Below are 14,013 nucleotides of genomic sequence, written 5' to 3' on the forward strand. Positions count from 1 at the left end.
GGCGTCAGGACTTCTTGTCCGCCGGCTTGGGTTCGATCGGGGTAGGATCCGGCTGCTTCTTGTCGGCGGCCTTCGGGTTCTCGCCCTGGTCAGGCAGGCCGTTGGCGATCTTGTCCTTGATCTTCGGAATATCGGCTGCCTCCGGCTCGGACGCCAGCGTACGATTCCACTGATAGACGGCTTCGAGCTTGCGACCGACGCGCCAGTAGGCATCGCCCAGATGGTCGTTGATTGTCGCATCGCCGGCCTTGATCTGCGCCGCCTTCTCCAGTTCGTCCACCGCATCGTTGAAGCGGTTGAGACGGAAATAGGCCCAGCCGAGCGAGTCGATGATATAGCCGTCATCAGGGCGCAGCTCGACGGCCTTCTTGATCATTGCCAGCCCCTCGTCGAGGTTCCGGTTCATGTCGATCCAGGAATATCCGAGGTAGTTCAGAACCTGCGGCTGGTTCGCGTTGAGTTCCAGCGCCTTGCGGAAATTCGGCTCTGCCTTGTCCCACTGCTTCAGGCGCTCGTAGGCAATGCCGCGCTGGAAGAAGACGGTCCAGGCATTCTTGCCCGGCAGCGGCCCGATGGCGTCGACAGCCTTGTCGTAATTGTCAGCCATCGCCTTGTAGTCCTTGGCGTCGGATAGAACGCTGCCATAGGCAAGATAGCTGCGGATGTCCTTGGGGTCCGATTCGATCAGGCCTTGCAGATGCTTGCGGGCCTCCTCGACCTTGCCGCCTTCGGCCAGTGCCAGCCCGAGCTGTAGCTCGGAGATGCGGCTCATCGGCGAATTGTCTGGCACTTCCTTGTAGATCGCGATCGCACGATCGACCTGGCTCTGCTTCTCGGCGATGCCGCCGAGCATGACAAGCGCGTCGGCGCTATCGGGATCGAGGCTGCGCGCGATCTGCAGGTAGAGTGATACGATGTCTTCAGCGCCGTCACGGTTGAGCGCGCCGGCAAACGAGAACAGAACGCCGGCTGCACCCTGCTTTGCGGTCAGGATCTGCTGCTGTTCCTTCTGGTCGCTGGTGATACCCTGGCGCAGTGCGTTGAGCGGTGCGTAGTTCGGCAGAAGGTTTTCACCAACCGAGACGGCGTCGAGCGCCTTCTGCTTGTTGCCCTGAGTGGCTTCGAGCCGTGCCAGCGCGATAACGGCGCGGACAAAGGTATCCGGCGCCGTTGCGGCACCATCCTTGTCGAGCACGGCATCGTTGAGATGGCGGCGAGCGGATTTCACGTCGCCGTTGACGATCGCGATCGCGCCGGCATTGTAGTTCTGGAAGATGTTGAGCCAATCCGGCCCCTTCATCTTTTCGACCAGCGTCAGCGCATCCTTGCCCTTGCCGGCGCCGAGGCGGGCCCAGGCAGCCATCAGGTCGTTCATGACGCGATCGAGATCGGTCGGTCCCGTGGTCTTCAGGATCGTTTCGGCCGACTTGTATTCGCCGCGACGAAGCGCATCGGCACCGCGAACGATCGTGGCAAGGCGCTCGATGCTCGGATCGTTCTTCAGGTCGTTGGCATACTTCACGCTGCCCTTGATATCGCCGTTCAGCAACAGCGAGATCATCAAGCGCTGGCGAATTTCAGGATTGCCCGGCTCGATCTGCAGGGCTTTCTTGTAAAGCTCGATTGCCGTGTCGTAGTCGTGGTCGACATCGGCGGTACGCGCGGCAAGCAACGCGCCGGAGAAGGTCGTGACGCTGTCTGGGTCGAAATGCACGCTGCTGCTGGTGTCGTCGGTCTTGACCGCGTCTTCGGCATTTGCGCCGCCGAGCGCGCCAAGCGACAACACCGCCGCCAACGCTGCGCTCGAAAGAAGACGAATGGCAAATTTCCGCCGCATTAGAAAACCTTTCTTCCAGAGCAGCGGAATCTTGTCCGGCTGCAAAATCAGTTGCGAAGACTGATTCACGGCAGGATGGCTTTTTTGAAGCAGCCCCGCAAGAAATTCAGCCCGCAAACAACGATCGTCGGTTAATTGACGCGCTCGATGCAGAAGTCGATGACTTCCATCAGGGCAGATTTCCATGCCGTATCGGGAAGCGGCGCGAGAGCGTCCCGCGCTATCGTCCCGTAATGAACCGCCCGGGCGATCGTATCGTTCAGTGTACCATACTTCGTGATCAGACCGAGAGCCTTCTCGAGATTCTGGTCACTGGCGTTCCCACCTTCGATCGCATCGCGCCAGAAGGCGCGTTCTTCCTCGGTGCCGCGCCGATAGGCGAGGATCACGGGAAGCGTTATCTTGCCTTCCCGGAAGTCGTCGCCGACATTCTTGCCGAGATCGGCAGCCTTGCCGCCGTAGTCAAGCGCATCGTCGACGAGCTGGAATGCCAGCCCGAGGTTCATGCCGTAGGACTTCATCGCATTGCGGCCGGACTTGCCGGCGTCGGCAATGATCGGTCCGACTTCGGCTGCGGCGGCAAAGAGTGCCGCCGTTTTGGCGCGGATGACCGCGAGATAGTCGTCTTCGGTCGTTTCCATGTTCTTGGCGACCGAAAGCTGCAGGACTTCGCCTTCGGCGATGACGCAGGCGGCGGCCGACAGAACATCGAGGGCGTCGAGCGAGCCGACATCCACCATCATGCGGAACGCCTGGCCGAGCAGGAAGTCGCCGACCAGAACGCTTGCCTGGTTGCCCCAGATCGTGCGGGCGGTGGACTTGCCGCGGCGAAGGTCGCTTTCATCGACGACGTCGTCGTGAAGCAGCGTTGCCGTGTGCATGAACTCGACCGAGGTCGCGAGCTTGACGTGGTTTTCACCCTTGTAGCCAAACAGCACCGAGGAGGCCAAGGTCAGCATCGGGCGCAGGCGCTTGCCACCGGAAGAAATAAGGTGGTTCGCCACCTCCGGAATCATTTGGACGTCGGAACCGGCTTTTGAAAGGATCAACTGGTTGACCCGCTCCATGTCCGCTTTGGTCAAATCCACCAGTGGCTTGACGGATGCCAGTTTGTTTTTGCTTTCTTCAAGCGGTATGACCACGCCCAACGACCCGGACTCCTGTTCTTTCATTGAGTTTGACAATAGAAAGGGCAGGATGGCGCGGCAAGAGGTGAAATGTCGCGTCGCGCAAATTTGAAAGGGATTTCACGGCAAATGCATGAACTTATCCGCGCCAATGATCCCGTGCTCCTGTCTTTCGCGGAAAGCCTTCTGAAGGATGCCGGTATTCACTGCCTGATCGCCGATCAGGGCATGAGCATTCTCGAGGGTTCGCTTGGCATGCTGCCGCGTCGGCTGCTGGTGGATGACGAACGCGCCGACCAGGCGCGACGCATCCTCGTCGATGCCGGCCTCGGCAACGAATTGCGCACGGCGAAATGATCGATATGACCGGCCCGGCGGCGACCGAAACGGTCGATGCGTTTCACCGCGGTCTCTTTCACGTCGTCCAGCCGAAAGGCCGGGGGCATCGGTCCGGCATGGACGCGATGCTCCTCGCAGCCCTCGTGGCCGACGATCGGCCGATCATGGTCGCCGATCTTGGAGCCGGTGCCGGTGCGGCGGGTCTTGCGGTCGCGTCGCGACTGCCGGCCGCGGACGTCACCTTGTTCGAGCGATCGGCTGAGATGGCCGCCTATGCGCGCCGCAGCACTCTTCTGCCGGAAAACGCCCACATCGCGGGCCGTGTCTCGGTCATCGAGGCTGATGTGACGCTGAAGGCCAAGGCACGCAATGACGCGGGCCTCATCGACGAGAGCTTTCATCACGTCATCATGAACCCGCCGTTCAACGATGCGGGGGACCGCAAGACGCCTGACGCGTTGAAGGCCGAAGCGCACGCCATGACCGAAGATCTGTTCGAGAGCTGGCTGCGGACGGCTGGCGCCATCATGATCCCCGGCGGGCAGCTGTCGCTGATCGCCCGGCCGGAATCGATCGCCGAGATCATCGACGCCTGTGGTCGACGGTTTGGCGGCGTCGAAGTGACGGCCATTCACCCGCGCCAGGGCGAAAACGCCGTGCGCATCCTGGTGACGGCGATCAAGGGATCGCGCGCGCGGCTTTCATTCCGCGCGCCGCTGATCATGCACGAAGAGGGTACGCATAAATTCTCCCCCTTCGTCGACGACCTCAACAATGGTCGGGCCGCCTATTCACGTCGGTAATTCGCTCAGCCGACCACGAAGTCGAACAGCAGCTTCACGTTCAGTCCCGCGATGACGATCGCGATCGTGTAGGCGACGGCGGACAGCCAGCGTGGTGCCACCAGTTCGCCCATCTTCGCCTTGCTGGCGGTGAACATGACCAGCGGGAACACCGCGAAGGAGAGCTGCAGGCTGAGCACGACCTGGGTCAGGATCAGCAGCTCGGCCGTGCCGGCATCGCCGTACCAGATCGTCACGAAAGCGGCCGGGATGATGGCAATCGCGCGGGTAATCAGGCGCCGTACCCAGGGCTGCAGCCGGATCTTCAGGAAGCCTTCCATGATGATCTGTCCGGCCATCGTCGCCGTCACCGTCGAGTTCAGGCCGCAGCAGAGCAGCGCGATGCCGAACAGCGTCGGGGCAACCGCGAGACCGAGAAGCGGCGCCAGCAGTGACGAGGCTTCGCCGAGTTCGGCAACGTCGGTCCGACCGTTGGCGTGGAAGGCTGCCGCAGCCAGGATCAGGATCGAGGCGTTGACCAGCAGCGCAAAGCAGAGCGCGACAGTCGAGTCGATCGTCGCGAAGGTTAGCGCCTCGCGCTTTTCAGGCAGTGTATGTCCGTAGTCGCGGGTCTGCACGATCCCCGAATGCAGGTAGAGATTGTGCGGCATCACGGTGGCGCCGAGAATGCCGAGGGCGAGATACAGCATCTCGGGATTGGAGACGATCTCGGTGGTCGGGAAGAAGCCGCGAATGACTTGGCCCCACTGCGGATCGGCCAGGAAGATCTGCACGCCGAAACAGACGGTGATGATCCCGAGCAGTGCGATGACGAAGGCCTCCACCCAGCGGAATCCGATCTTCTGCAGATAGAGAATGAGGAAGACGTCGAGTGCCGTGATCAGCACGCCGAGCTCGAGCGGAATGCCGAACAGCAGGTTGAGGCCGATCGCGGTGCCGATCACCTCGGCGATGTCGGTCGCGATAATGGCGATTTCGGCAAACAGCCAGAGCGGGATCGACACGTATTTGGGAAACGCGTCGCGGCAAGCCTGCGCCAGATCGCGGCCGGAACCGATCGCCAGGCGCGCGCAGAGCGATTGCAGAACGATCGCCATCATGTTGGAGAGTAGCGCGACCGCCAGAAGCGTGTAGCCGAACTTGGAGCCGCCGGCGAGGGAGGTCGACCAGTTGCCGGGATCCATGTAGCCGACGGCGACCAGATAGCCGGGCCCGAGAAACGCCGCGATGCGACGCCAGCGCGAAGCGCCCTTGCGAGTGCCGATCGAGCGATAGACATCGGCCATCGATGCTTCTTCGCGCTCGTGGCGCCAGCCCGTCCTGGCCTTCGGATTTACAACGTCCATAAAACAACTGCCTGTTGATAATGAAAATCAATATGGCTGATTAGAATGATAATGCAAGTCATTCGCAACAAGAAAATTGCCGCCCCTGTGTTTTGCGGGCGCCCCCATTGCGTTTGCCGTTCCGACGCATACATGGGAGTGACGTTTCACGCAGCCTGTACGAAGGAATAGAGATGGCCGGATTTTTGAGAAAGCTGATGCCGAAGCGCTTCCGCAAGGATGGCGTCGTGATCCCCGTGGTCCGCCTCCAGGGCGCGATCATGAGTGGCGGCAGCCAGTTTCGACCGGCATTGAACCTCGCCTCGACGGCGCAGGTGCTGGAGAAGGCGTTCGAATTCAAGGATGCCCCGGCCGTGGCGATCTCGATCAATTCGCCCGGCGGGTCGCCCGTCCAATCGCGACTGATCTTCAGCCGTATCCGCGATCTGGCCCGTGAAAAGCAGAAGAAGGTGTTGGTGTTCGTCGAGGACGTGGCGGCATCCGGTGGCTATATGATTGCGCTTGCCGGTGATGAGATCATTGCAGATCCGACCTCGATCGTCGGCTCGATCGGCGTCGTCTCAGGCGGGTTCGGCTTTCCGGAACTCCTGAAGAAGATCGGCGTCGAGCGGCGCGTCTATACGGCAGGCGAGAACAAGGTGATCCTCGATCCGTTCCAGCCGGAAAAGGAAAAGGACATCGAGTATCTGAAGACCCTGCAGCTCGAGATCCATCAGATCTTTATCTCGATGGTCCGTGAACGCCGTGCCGGCAAGCTCAAGGACGACGAGACCGTGTTCTCGGGTCTCTTCTGGACGGGCACACGCGGCCTCGAACTCGGCCTGGTCGATGGTCTTGGCGACATGCGGCAGGAGCTGAAGAAGCGCTACGGCACGAAAACAAAACTTGCGCTGGTAACTCCGGCCCGCGGCCTTTTCGGACGCCGTATTCCTGGGGTAGCGTCTGGGTCGCTTGAGGCGGCGGCGGCAGGCCTTGCGACGGGACTTGTGGAAACCGCCGAAGAAAAGGCATTGTGGAGCCGCTACGGTTTCTGAGGGGGAGTAAGACAGGCCGATGCCACAACTGATAATCATGGGCCTCCTGGTCGTCGGCGCATGGCTGCTGTACCGGCGCTTCGTGGCGGAGGCGGAAAAGCTGGCGGCCCGATCGCGCCGCGCCGAAAGGGAGCGTCAGACTGGCGCCATCGGCACGCTGGTCAAGGATCCGGCCACGGGCGAATACCACCTGAAGAAGGACGAGGAGGAGTAGAGCCGCAAAAGCCTTGACCCGTCTGGCCCGGCGTGGCACCTGTCCGCCCACTTTTGTAAGAATTCGGAAGCCGTTCCATGTCTGCAGCAATCCCCGATCACATGAACCCGAAGCGCTCGTTCCAGGCGCTGATCCTGACGCTCCATAACTACTGGGCGGACAAGGGTTGTGCGGTGCTGCAGCCTTACGACATGGAGGTTGGCGCCGGTACGTTCCACCCGGCAACGACGCTTCGCGCGCTCGGTCCGAAGCCCTGGAAGGCGGCCTATGTGCAGCCGTCGCGTCGTCCGTCGGATGGCCGCTACGGTGAGAACCCGAACCGCCTGCAGCACTATTATCAGTATCAGGTCATCCTGAAGCCGAACCCGCCGAACCTGCAGGAACTCTATCTCGGCTCGCTGGCGGCGATCGGCCTCGATCCGCTGCTGCACGATGTTCGGTTTGTCGAAGACGACTGGGAAAGCCCGACGCTCGGCGCCTGGGGTCTCGGCTGGGAGTGCTGGTGCGACGGCATGGAAGTGTCGCAGTTCACCTATTTCCAGCAGGTCTGCGGCCTCGAATGCTCGCCTGTCGCGGGCGAGTTGACCTACGGTCTCGAGCGCCTCGCCATGTACGTGCAGGGTGTCGATAACGTCTACGACCTGAACTTCAACGGCCGCGAAGGCGACGAGAAGATCAGCTACGGCGACGTCTTCCTGCAGGCCGAACAGGAATATTCGCGCCACAACTTCGAATACGCCAATACGGAAATGCTGCATCGCCACTTCATCGATGCTGAAAAGGAATGCCAGGCGCTTCTCGCCGCCGGCGCACCCGGCGACAGCGACAACCAGAAGCTTCACAAGTGCGTCTTCCCGGCCTACGACCAGTGCATCAAGGCGTCACACGTCTTCAATCTGCTGGATGCCCGCGGCGTGATCTCGGTCACCGAGCGCCAGAGCTACATCCTGCGGGTGCGGACGCTGGCAAAGGCCTGCGGCGAAGCCTTCCTGCTGACGGATGCGGGTGGCGTGAACCTGGCGAAGACTGCCGCCTGAAACGCGGCAGTCAGTGGCGTCGATCGTTTTTGACTTCGACGCGGCGCTCTACCGGCCGAGCCATGTTCCGAACGAAAAAGTACGATGCGATAGCCAGTGCGTTGAGCAGGAAAATGACTGCGCTCATGGTCCGAATGATCCTCGTCGCAAGTTTCTCATGCACGCCGTGTTTTGACGTGCAGGGTGAAGATAGGGCTGTGAGCTGTGCGGCGGTATCGTGATTTTTGACTACCCCGTTGGTATTGACCTTAGGAATACGCCCGAAATGCGGGATGACAATCTGCGGTAACCCGCATAGTCTCCCGGCATACTTTCGGTCGTTGCGGGGGATTCGCGAATGTATGTTATTCTTGGGCTTATTGTCCTTATCGCGCTTTATGCCGTCGTCATTTACAACGGCCTCGTTCGCGCCCGGCAGATGGCCGAGGAGGCCTGGTCCGGCATCGATGTGCAGCTGAAACGCCGCGCCGACCTGATCCCCAATCTGATCGAGACCGTCAAGGGTTATGCCACCCACGAAAAGACCACGCTCGAAGAGGTGGTCAAGCTGCGAAACCAGGCCCAGGCCGTTCCCGCAGGCGATGTCGCCGGCCGCGCGCAGGCGGAAGGCCTGCTTGGTGCGGCCCTCGGACGCGTCCTTGCCCTCGCCGAAGCCTACCCCGATCTGAAGGCCAACGAGAATTTCCGTGAGCTGCAGACTTCGCTCGAGACCATGGAAAGCGAAATCCAGATGGCCCGCCGCTACTACAACGGCGCCGCCCGCGACCTGAACGTCAAGGTCGAAAGCTTCCCCTCCAATCTGGTCGCCGGCCAGTTCGGCTTCCAGAAGCGCGATTATTTCGAGATCACCAACGAAGCCGATCGCGCCGTCCCGACCGTAAAGTTCTGACATCCGCCATTTGTCTTTGCGCAAAAGCTGCTATGAGCAGGGCATGATCGTGGCCTGATATGGCCGTTGCGCAAAGACGGAAAAGACAAGGTAATGAGTAAAGACAAGCTCACCATCATCCCGGCGGCCAAGCCGCTGTCCGGTCGCGCCGTACCTCCCGGCTCGAAGTCGATCACCAACCGCGCGCTGCTTCTGGCCGGTCTCGCCAAGGGCACCAGCCGGCTGACCGGCGCGCTGAAGAGCGATGACACGCGCTATATGGCCGAAGCTCTGCGCGCCATGGGCGTGACGGTGGACGAGCCCGATGCGACGACCTTCGTCGTCACCAGCTCAGGCGAGCTCAAGTCTCCGACCGCGCCGCTTTTTCTCGGCAATGCCGGCACCGCCACCCGCTTTCTCACGGCAGCGCTGGCTCTCGGCCATGGCCGCTATGTGGTCGATGGCGACGAGCACATGCGCAAGCGCCCGATCAAGCCGCTGGTCGATGCCCTGAAGTCGCTCGGCGTCGCGATCGAGGCGCCGACTGGCTGCCCGCCCGTTACGATCGATGCCACCGGCCGCTTCGCCAGCAACAAGGTCGTCATCGATGCCGGCCTCTCCAGCCAGTATGTCTCCGCCCTGCAGATGGCGGCTGCCTGCGGCTCCCAGCCTTTCACCATCGAACTTGCCGGCGCCGATATCGGCGCGCGCGGCTATATCGATCTGACGCTGGCCGCCATGCGCGCCTTCGGCGCCAAGGTCACGCAGCCGACGCCGTCGTCCTGGGTGATCGAGCCGACCGGCTACACCGCCACAGATTTCGTCGTCGAGCCCGATGCCTCCGCCGCCACCTATCTCTGGGCCGCCGAAGTGCTGACCAAGGGGGCGATCGACCTCGGCGTCGCCAATGAGGATTTCACCCAGCCGGATGCCAAGGCATACGACGTCATCAGCCAGTTCCCGCATCTTCCCGCCGAAATCGACGGCTCGCAGATGCAGGATGCGGTGCCGACCATCGCCGTGCTGGCCGCCTTCAACGAGACTCCGGTGCGCTTCGTCGGCATCGCCAATCTGCGCGTCAAGGAATGCGATCGCATCCACGCCGTCTCGACCGGCCTTAACAACATCCGAGCGGGCCTTGCCACCGAAGACGGTGACGACCTGATCGTCGCCTCCGACCCGGCTTTGGCTGGCCAGCATCTGCCCGCCAATATCAACACCTTCGCCGATCACCGCATCGCCATGAGCTTCGCGCTTGCCGGCCTGAAGATCGACGGCATCACCATTCTGGATCCGGATTGCGTCGGCAAGACCTTCCCGTCCTATTGGCGGACGCTGGCGGGACTTGGCGTGACCTACGCGGATGAGGACTGACACTATCTGAGGCGGCGGGAAGCCGCGGGCGGGGGAATGGAATGATCCGGCGGCTTCTCGGTTTTTGCTTTGCACTGCTTCTGCTGCTAGCCGCTGGCCCGTCTCTGGCCAGAGAGGTCATCAATTCGTTTGCCTCCGACATCGTGCTCGACAAGAGCGGTTCGATGACGGTCACGGAAACGATCTCCGTCAATGCCGAGGGCAACCGCATCCGGCGCGGCATCTTTCGCGACTTTCCGCTGGCGATGAAGAATGCCGACGGCCGTACCATTCGCGTCGATTTCGACGTCGTCTCGGTCAAGCGTGACGGGCGCGACGAACCGTGGCACACCGAATCCATCACCGGTGGCATTCGCATATACGCCGGGTCCGAAGACGTCATGCTGAGCTATGGCCGGCATCAGTACGACATCACCTACCGCACCAACAGGCAGATCCGTTACTTCCCCGACCACGACGAACTCTATTGGAACGTCACCGGCAACGGCTGGATCTTCCCGATCATGGCGGCGACGGCCTCCGTAAAACTTCCCGAGGGCGTGCGCTCCATCGACACAGCCTTCTTCACCGGCCCGCTTGGCTCCACCGACCGGAACGCGCGTGTTTCCACAAGCGGCGATCGTCTGGTGTTTACAGCCACGCAGCCGCTGGATGCCGGTGAAGGATTGACGATCGCGGTCAAGATGCCGAAGGGTTCGATCGATCCTCCGAGCGACGCGGACACCAAGCGCTGGTGGCTGAGCGACAATCGCGACTATCTCATTGGCTTCGGCGGCCTGATCCTGGTCTTTCTCTATTACACGCGCTCCTGGCTGAAGGTCGGCCGCGATCCGGTGCGCGGCGTCGTCGTGCCGCGCTGGGACCCGCCAGAGGGAATCTCGCCGGCGCTGGTCAACTACATCGACAATCGCGGTTTTTCCGGTCAGGGCTGGACGGCGCTCTCGGCAACGGCGCTCAATCTCGCGGTGCGCGGCTATGTCGTGCTTGAGGACTTGAAGAACTCGATCATCATCCGCCGCACCGACAAGCCTGTTGGCAAGGAAAAGCTGGAAGCGGGCGAGACGAGCCTGCTGAACGCCGTCGGCAGCAAGGGATCGCTCACCATCGACAAGGCGAACGGCCAGCGCGTGAAATCGGCCGGCGAGAGCTTCCGCTCGGCGATCGAGCGCGAGCACCGTGGCAAATACTACAACTCCAATTCAGGCTACACGGTCGGCGGCATTATCCTCAGTGCGGTGGCACTGATCGCTCTCTTCGTCTTCGGCACCCTGGAGCCCGATGCGATCGCCCTGATGGTGATCCCCATCATCGTTACCGTTTTCGTCTCGATCTTCATCGGCAATATCGCGAAGTCGTTTCGCCCGGGCGGCTCGCTGGGCGGCAAGATCGTGGCGGTGATCACGATTGTCATCGTGGCTTTCATCGGCTTCAGCATCCTCTCGAGCCTGGGACTTGCCCTGTTCTCGTCGCTGATGGAACTTCATGAAACGCCGATGCTGTTTGCGATCGGGGGCATCGTGTTGTTGAACGTGCTCTACGTCTTCATCATGGGAGCGCCGACGCCGCTCGGCGCGAAGCTGATGGATGGCATCGACGGCCTGCGCCAGTATCTGACGCTCGCCGAAAAGGACCGCATGAACATGGCGGGCGCACCGGAAATGTCGCCACAGCATTTCGAAAAGCTGCTGCCTTATGCCGTCGCCCTCGGTGTCGAGAAGCCATGGAGCCGGACCTTCGAACTCTGGCTCGCGGCGGCCGCGGCAGGGGTCGCCGGTGCTGCCGCCTATCATCCCGGCTGGTATTCCGGCAACTTCAGCGGCGGCAATTTTTCCGACCGCATCGGCGGCTTCTCGTCGTCGATGGCCTCGACCATCGCCTCCACGCTGCCAAGCCCGCCGCCCAGTTCCTCTTCGGCCTTCTCCGGCGGCAGCGATGGTGGTGGCGGCGGCTCCTCCGGAGGCGGCGGCGGCGGCGGTGGCGGCGGGGGCTGGTAAGCCTTTCATGCGTGCCGCAGGAAAGCGTTCTCGCCTGCCGCGACAAGCATTCTCGCTTGACCCGGGCAAGCATTCTGCTTGACCTTTCGGCCCGCTCCCCTTAACCGCCAGACGGAAACGCGAAAGGGACGGGCATGAAGGTTCTGTTGATCGGATCGGGCGGACGCGAGCACGCATTGGCCTGGAAGCTGGCGCAATCGCCCCTCATGACGGAATTCTACGCCGCACCCGGCAATCCTGGTATCGCCGAGCATGCGACGCTCGTCGCCGTCAACACCGAGGATAACGACGCCGTCGTTTCTTTCTGCAAGGAAAATGCGATCGATTTCGTCGTCGTCGGCCCGGAAGCGCCTCTGGTCGCAGGCCTGAGCGATGCGCTGCGCGCGGCAGGCTTTGCTGTCTTCGGCCCCTCCGCAGCTGCCGCTCAGCTCGAAGGCTCCAAGGGCTTCACCAAGGATATCTGCGCCCGCTACGATATTCCGACCGGCGCCTACCAGCGCTTCAACAATGCCCCGAAGGCCAAGGCCTATATCCGCCAGCAGGGCGCCCCGATCGTCGTCAAGGCCGATGGCCTCGCCGCTGGCAAGGGTGTGACCGTTGCCATGACAATCGATGAGGCGCTTGCCGCCGTCGACGATTGCTTCGAGGGCGCCTTCGGTGCCGCCGGTGCCGAAGTCGTGGTCGAAGCCTATCTCGATGGCGAGGAAGCAAGCTTCTTCTGCCTCTGCGACGGCAAGCATGTCCTGCCGCTCGCCACAGCCCAGGATCACAAGCGGGTGGGCGAGGGCGATACCGGCCCGAACACTGGCGGCATGGGCGCCTATTCGCCGGCGCCTGTCATGACGCCTGAGATGGTCGAGCGCACGATGAAGGAAATCATCGAGCCGACGATGCGCGGCATGGCCGAAAGCGGCTATCCCTTCTCCGGCGTTTTCTTCGCCGGCCTGATGATCACAGCCAAGGGTCCCGAGCTGATCGAATACAATGTCCGCTTCGGCGATCCCGAATGCCAGGTGCTGGTGATGCGCCTGAAGAGCGACTTGCTGCCGATCCTCTACGCCACCGCGACAGGCACCCTCGATCAGGTGTCCGCCGAATGGACGGATGATCCGGCGCTGACCGTCGTCATGGCATCGAAGGGCTATCCTGGTTCCTACGACAAGAACACGCCGATCGGTCACGTCCCGGAAGCAGGCGAGGGCGCCAAGGTGTTCCATGCCGGCACAGCCCTGAAGGACGGAGCGCTGGTCGCAACCGGCGGCCGCGTCCTGAACGTCACGGCCACGGGCAAGACCGTCGGCGAGGCGCAAGCGCGTGCCTATGCGCTGCTCGACAAGGTCGACTGGGACAACGGCTTCTGCCGCCGCGACATCGGCTGGCAGGCGATCAAGCGCGAAAAAGCGTGAGCAAACCCTAAATCGGGTCAGTTCTCTAAATTTTTACCCTTTCCCCTGACGGGATGGAAACAAAGCCGCGTTAGTCTCTTCTCAACGTGAGACGGAGAGTTCCATGCGTCAGGTCATTTTGAGTGCGATAGCTGTGTTTGCGGCGGGCTCTGCCTTTGCCTCTTCGATCGAGGTGGTCGGCAAGGACACGCGCACCAACGCCGGTAGCATCAGCCAGGAAAGCTGCCAGAGCTGCCCGCCGCTTGCGTCCGTCGAGCGCAAGAAGGATTACACCGTCCCGACGCTCGCGACCGGTTCGCTGCAATCCTCGGAAATCCGCGATGTCGATGGCCAGAAGAAGCTTTACCGCACCGAAGGCTGGATGGGCGGCTCGCCGGTCGTTTTCGTGACCAAAGCCCCCACCGAGTCCATGACGGCGGCGACGCAGCCGGCCGACAACATCGACCGTGCCTCGACGACGGCCGCGGTCGTTGGTGGCGACGTCAAGCCGGTTGCGGCAGGCGTGGCAGGTGGACCGATGGAACAAACGGCGCCGCTAGACGTTTCAAAGTTTGAGCTTCGGCCCTGATATCCAGTTCCCTGCCCCAGCCTGACCAAAGTTTCGGTCAACCGGGGTCCACCCCCGCGGTGGATA

At 62.0% G+C, this 14,013-nt stretch carries 13 protein-coding genes; 10 read left to right on the plus strand and 3 right to left on the minus strand.

What is annotated here, in order from left to right:
• Nucleotides 1-4 precede the first annotated feature (4 nt).
• Together ASE04_RS25490 and ASE04_RS25495 are read right to left on the minus strand one after the other, a co-directional pair.
• Nucleotides 5-1,837 carry a tetratricopeptide repeat protein gene (locus tag ASE04_RS25490; RefSeq protein ID WP_056825739.1) on the minus strand — a complete coding sequence of 611 codons (1,833 nt, stop codon included), beginning with the start codon at nucleotides 1,835-1,837 and terminating at the stop codon, nucleotides 5-7.
• A 131-nt stretch (nucleotides 1,838-1,968) separates the two neighbouring features.
• On the minus strand, nucleotides 1,969-2,985 hold the full coding sequence (locus ASE04_RS25495; RefSeq protein WP_056824654.1) for a polyprenyl synthetase family protein: 1,017 nt from the start codon (nucleotides 2,983-2,985) through the stop codon (nucleotides 1,969-1,971).
• 108 nt (nucleotides 2,986-3,093) lie between these two features.
• Here ASE04_RS25495 and ASE04_RS25500 point away from each other — a divergent pair, with 108 nt between their 5' ends.
• Nucleotides 3,094-3,321 carry a putative signal transducing protein gene (locus ASE04_RS25500; RefSeq protein WP_056824657.1) on the plus strand — a complete coding sequence of 76 codons (228 nt, stop codon included), beginning with the start codon at nucleotides 3,094-3,096 and terminating at the stop codon, nucleotides 3,319-3,321.
• Between the two features lie 5 nt (nucleotides 3,322-3,326).
• A complete protein-coding gene (locus ASE04_RS25505) occupies nucleotides 3,327-4,106 on the plus strand; it encodes a tRNA1(Val) (adenine(37)-N6)-methyltransferase (protein ID WP_056825741.1) in 780 nt (259 codons plus the stop codon).
• A 5-nt stretch (nucleotides 4,107-4,111) separates the two neighbouring features.
• Here ASE04_RS25505 and ASE04_RS25510 read toward each other — a convergent pair whose 3' ends face one another.
• Nucleotides 4,112-5,452, minus strand: coding sequence for an Nramp family divalent metal transporter (locus ASE04_RS25510; protein WP_056824660.1), 1,341 nt, complete (start codon nucleotides 5,450-5,452; stop codon nucleotides 4,112-4,114).
• A gap of 173 nt (nucleotides 5,453-5,625) precedes the next feature.
• Here ASE04_RS25510 and ASE04_RS25515 point away from each other — a divergent pair, with 173 nt between their 5' ends.
• From ASE04_RS25515 to ASE04_RS25550, 8 genes are all read left to right on the plus strand, one after another.
• Nucleotides 5,626-6,486, plus strand: a complete 861-nt coding sequence (locus ASE04_RS25515; RefSeq protein ID WP_056824663.1) for a S49 family peptidase — start codon at nucleotides 5,626-5,628, stop codon at nucleotides 6,484-6,486.
• A gap of 19 nt (nucleotides 6,487-6,505) precedes the next feature.
• Nucleotides 6,506-6,700, plus strand: a complete 195-nt coding sequence (locus ASE04_RS25520) for a hypothetical protein (protein ID WP_056824666.1) — start codon at nucleotides 6,506-6,508, stop codon at nucleotides 6,698-6,700.
• A gap of 77 nt (nucleotides 6,701-6,777) precedes the next feature.
• The gene (locus ASE04_RS25525; protein WP_056824669.1) at nucleotides 6,778-7,737 is read left to right on the plus strand and encodes a glycine--tRNA ligase subunit alpha; all 960 of its coding nucleotides are present in this window, start codon (nucleotides 6,778-6,780) and stop codon (nucleotides 7,735-7,737) included.
• A gap of 337 nt (nucleotides 7,738-8,074) precedes the next feature.
• Nucleotides 8,075-8,626, plus strand: coding sequence for a LemA family protein (locus ASE04_RS25530; protein ID WP_056824672.1), 552 nt, complete (start codon nucleotides 8,075-8,077; stop codon nucleotides 8,624-8,626).
• A gap of 93 nt (nucleotides 8,627-8,719) precedes the next feature.
• Nucleotides 8,720-9,979, plus strand: a complete 1,260-nt coding sequence (locus ASE04_RS25535) for a 3-phosphoshikimate 1-carboxyvinyltransferase (protein WP_056824675.1) — start codon at nucleotides 8,720-8,722, stop codon at nucleotides 9,977-9,979.
• A gap of 41 nt (nucleotides 9,980-10,020) precedes the next feature.
• Complete coding sequence (locus ASE04_RS25540) at nucleotides 10,021-11,973, plus strand: DUF2207 domain-containing protein (protein ID WP_056824678.1); 1,953 nt, start codon at nucleotides 10,021-10,023, stop codon at nucleotides 11,971-11,973.
• 134 nt (nucleotides 11,974-12,107) lie between these two features.
• Nucleotides 12,108-13,379, plus strand: a complete 1,272-nt coding sequence (purD, locus tag ASE04_RS25545) for a phosphoribosylamine--glycine ligase (RefSeq protein WP_056824681.1) — start codon at nucleotides 12,108-12,110, stop codon at nucleotides 13,377-13,379.
• Between the two features lie 103 nt (nucleotides 13,380-13,482).
• Nucleotides 13,483-13,947, plus strand: a complete 465-nt coding sequence (locus ASE04_RS25550) for a plant virulence effector HPE1-like domain-containing protein (RefSeq protein WP_056824684.1) — start codon at nucleotides 13,483-13,485, stop codon at nucleotides 13,945-13,947.
• Nucleotides 13,948-14,013: the final 66 nt, after the last annotated feature.

The sequence above is a fragment of the Rhizobium sp. Root708 genome (assembly GCF_001429725.1).
Classification (GTDB): domain Bacteria; phylum Pseudomonadota; class Alphaproteobacteria; order Rhizobiales; family Rhizobiaceae; genus Rhizobium.

What these genes read in the sequence shown, in the direction of transcription:
- ASE04_RS25535 (WP_056824675.1), top strand. Translation starts at nt 8,720, where the DNA reads ATGAGTAAAGACAAGCTCACCATCATCCCGGCGGCCAAGCCGCTGTCC.
- ASE04_RS25525 (WP_056824669.1), top strand. Translation starts at nt 6,778, where the DNA reads ATGTCTGCAGCAATCCCCGATCACATGAACCCGAAGCGCTCGTTCCAG.
- ASE04_RS25505 (WP_056825741.1), top strand. Translation starts at nt 3,327, where the DNA reads ATGACCGGCCCGGCGGCGACCGAAACGGTCGATGCGTTTCACCGCGGT.
- ASE04_RS25530 (WP_056824672.1), top strand. Translation starts at nt 8,075, where the DNA reads ATGTATGTTATTCTTGGGCTTATTGTCCTTATCGCGCTTTATGCCGTC.
- ASE04_RS25515 (WP_056824663.1), top strand. Translation starts at nt 5,626, where the DNA reads ATGGCCGGATTTTTGAGAAAGCTGATGCCGAAGCGCTTCCGCAAGGAT.
- ASE04_RS25510 (WP_056824660.1), bottom strand. Translation starts at nt 5,452, where the DNA reads ATGGACGTTGTAAATCCGAAGGCCAGGACGGGCTGGCGCCACGAGCGC.
- purD (WP_056824681.1), top strand. Translation starts at nt 12,108, where the DNA reads ATGAAGGTTCTGTTGATCGGATCGGGCGGACGCGAGCACGCATTGGCC.
- ASE04_RS25500 (WP_056824657.1), top strand. Translation starts at nt 3,094, where the DNA reads ATGCATGAACTTATCCGCGCCAATGATCCCGTGCTCCTGTCTTTCGCG.
- ASE04_RS25550 (WP_056824684.1), top strand. Translation starts at nt 13,483, where the DNA reads ATGCGTCAGGTCATTTTGAGTGCGATAGCTGTGTTTGCGGCGGGCTCT.
- ASE04_RS25490 (WP_056825739.1), bottom strand. Translation starts at nt 1,837, where the DNA reads ATGCGGCGGAAATTTGCCATTCGTCTTCTTTCGAGCGCAGCGTTGGCG.
- ASE04_RS25520 (WP_056824666.1), top strand. Translation starts at nt 6,506, where the DNA reads ATGCCACAACTGATAATCATGGGCCTCCTGGTCGTCGGCGCATGGCTG.
- ASE04_RS25540 (WP_056824678.1), top strand. Translation starts at nt 10,021, where the DNA reads ATGATCCGGCGGCTTCTCGGTTTTTGCTTTGCACTGCTTCTGCTGCTA.